Annotated in this window: 12 tRNA genes and 1 rRNA gene (1 of these 13 only partly in view); all 13 read left to right on the top strand. The window is 49.0% G+C overall.

What is annotated here, in order from left to right:
* Positions 1 to 108: 108 nt before the first annotated feature.
* A 5S ribosomal RNA gene (gene rrf, locus FD28_RS12980) occupies positions 109 to 225 on the top strand.
* A gap of 6 nt (positions 226 to 231) precedes the next feature.
* Positions 232 to 304: transfer RNA gene (locus FD28_RS12975), tRNA-Val, on the top strand.
* Between the two features lie 3 nt (positions 305 to 307).
* Positions 308 to 380, top strand: a tRNA-Lys gene (locus tag FD28_RS12970).
* 47 nt (positions 381 to 427) lie between these two features.
* Positions 428 to 500 (top strand) — tRNA-Thr (locus FD28_RS12965).
* A 9-nt stretch (positions 501 to 509) separates the two neighbouring features.
* Positions 510 to 581 (top strand) — tRNA-Gly (locus FD28_RS12960).
* 38 nt (positions 582 to 619) lie between these two features.
* A tRNA-Arg gene (locus FD28_RS12955) sits at positions 620 to 693 on the top strand.
* Positions 694 to 698: 5 nt separating this feature from the next.
* Positions 699 to 772: transfer RNA gene (locus tag FD28_RS12950), tRNA-Pro, on the top strand.
* Between the two features lie 28 nt (positions 773 to 800).
* Positions 801 to 874 (top strand) — tRNA-Met (locus FD28_RS12945).
* 14 nt (positions 875 to 888) lie between these two features.
* Positions 889 to 962 (top strand) — tRNA-Ile (locus FD28_RS12940).
* A gap of 29 nt (positions 963 to 991) precedes the next feature.
* Positions 992 to 1,081: transfer RNA gene (locus FD28_RS12935), tRNA-Ser, on the top strand.
* A 17-nt stretch (positions 1,082 to 1,098) separates the two neighbouring features.
* Positions 1,099 to 1,172, top strand: a tRNA-Met gene (locus tag FD28_RS12930).
* 2 nt (positions 1,173 to 1,174) lie between these two features.
* Positions 1,175 to 1,249: transfer RNA gene (locus tag FD28_RS12925), tRNA-Asp, on the top strand.
* Between the two features lie 55 nt (positions 1,250 to 1,304).
* Positions 1,305 to 1,321, top strand: a tRNA-Phe gene (locus FD28_RS12920); it runs 64 nt beyond the window's last position.

Raw genomic sequence — 1,321 nt, 5'->3', positions numbered from 1 at the left:
CGGACCAGTACTAATCGGTCGAGGACTTAACCAAGTTGAAAACGTGGTTGTTTCCGTTGGAAGATAATTGTATAATATCTAGTTTTGAGAGAAGAATTTCTCTTGTAGTGTGGTGGCGATAGCCTAAAGGATACACCCGTTCCCATGCCGAACACGGAAGTTAAGCTTTAGCACGCCGATAGTAGTTGGGGGATCGCCCCCTGCGAGGATAGGACGTTGCCACGCGATTTTGGAGGATTAGCTCAGTTGGGAGAGCGTCTGCCTTACAAGCAGAGGGTCACAGGTTCGAGCCCTGTATCCTCCATTTGAGCCGTTAGCTCAGTTGGTAGAGCATCTGACTTTTAATCAGAGGGTCGACAGTTCGAGCCTGTCACGGCTCATTCGTCCTAGGACGATGAGGAAATAAGATATACATGATACTGACTATGCCGACTTAGCTCAGTTGGTAGAGCACCTGTCTTGTAAACAGGGGGTCGGAAGTTCGAATCTTCTAGTCGGCATTTCATTTTGCGGAAGTAGTTCAGTGGTAGAACATCACCTTGCCATGGTGGGGGTCGCGGGTTCGAATCCCGTCTTCCGCTTAATACCGAGAGGTATTAAGTTTCAAAAGTAGCGTTTTGCACCCATAGCGCAACTGGATAGAGTGTCTGACTACGAATCAGAAGGTTGTAGGTTCGACTCCTACTGGGTGCATTTAACGGGAAGTAGCTCAGCTTGGTAGAGCACCTGGTTTGGGACCAGGGGGTCGCAGGTTCGAATCCTGTCTTCCCGATTAAATAAAATATTTTTATTTAACATTTCGCGGTGTAGCTCAGCTGGCTAGAGCGTTCGGTTCATACCCGAGAGGTCGAGGGTTCGATCCCCCCCGCCGCGATTTGGACTTGGACTGGACCTTTAGCTCAGTTGGTTAGAGCAAACGGCTCATAACCGTTCGGTCGTAGGTTCGAGTCCTACAAGGTCCATTACCAGAAGGACTATTGTATTGTTTTATGGAGGATTACCCAAGTCTGGCTGAAGGGAACGGTCTTGAAAACCGTCAGGTGAGTAAAATCACGCGAGAGTTCGAATCTCTCATCCTCCTTTGTTTCTTAATATTATCGCGGGATGGAGCAGTCTGGTAGCTCGTCGGGCTCATAACCCGAAGGTCGCAGGTTCAAACCCTGCTCCCGCAATTGGTTCGTTGGTCTAGTTGGTTTAGGACGCCTCCCTGTCACGGAGGAGATCACGAGTTCGAGTCTCGTACGGACCGTTGTTATCTTCGTCAACAGGAGATAGCAACCATAATCATTTCTAAATGGCAAAATGGCTCGGTAGCTCAGTC

The sequence above is a fragment of the Levilactobacillus hammesii DSM 16381 genome, assembly GCF_001434395.1.
GTDB lineage: Bacteria > Bacillota > Bacilli > Lactobacillales > Lactobacillaceae > Levilactobacillus > Levilactobacillus hammesii.
This window is presented reverse-complemented; position numbering and strand designations above follow the sequence as displayed.